1 protein-coding gene is annotated in these 679 nt (G+C 71.3%); it reads left to right on the top strand.

The features are described from left to right. Positions 1–488, top strand: a 488-nt coding sequence (locus AOK23_RS51215; protein WP_276205810.1) for a glycerol-3-phosphate dehydrogenase C-terminal domain-containing protein, incomplete at its 5' end; no start/stop codon positions are given. Positions 489–679 lie beyond the last annotated feature (191 nt).

The following is a 679-nucleotide window of genomic DNA, read 5'->3' as shown; positions in this document are numbered from 1 at the left end:
GCCGGGGCGGCATGCTGTCCATCGCGGGCGGCAAGTGGACGACGTTCCGGCACATCGGCCGCACCATCATGAAGAAGCTGGAGACCCTGCCGGGCCACCCGCTGGGCGAGGACTTCGAGCCGGTCGCCACGCTGCCGCGGAAGCTGCCGCTGCCGGGCATCGCCAACCCGCGGGCGGTCGCGCACCGGCTGCTCACCGACCGTCCGGCGCCGGGCCCCCGCATGGGCGCCGACACCGCGCGGCACCTGGCCACGCACTACGGTTCGCTGGCCTTCGACATCGCCCGTCTCGCGAACGAGAACCCCGAGCTGGCCGAGCGGGTCCACCCCGACGCGCCGGAGATCTGGGCGCAGGTCGTGTACGCCCGTGACACCGAGTGGGCCGAGACCGCCGACGACGTGCTGCGCCGCCGGACGACGCTGACGATCCGGGGTCTGGCGACGGACGAGGTCCGTACGAAGGTCCAGGACCTGCTCGACAAGAAGTAGACCCGCCTGCCGGTCCGGCCNNGAACCGCCCCCTCGGCCTGTGTCGGCTCTTCTCCCCGGCCGGATCTCTTCCCGGTGGGATCTTCTTCCCGGTGGGCCCTGCCTCTGCCATGATCAATGGTCATGAACGGGGCAAACGAACTCCATCGGTTGTTCGAGGCATGGGCGCGACTGACGCCCGACCGGCCCTC

This window comes from Streptomyces torulosus, from assembly GCF_001419765.1.
Taxonomy (GTDB): Bacteria; Actinomycetota; Actinomycetes; order Streptomycetales; family Streptomycetaceae; genus Streptomyces; species Streptomyces torulosus.
The sequence above is the reverse complement of the archived record's forward strand: the minus strand, read 5'-3'. Positions and strand labels throughout refer to the sequence as shown.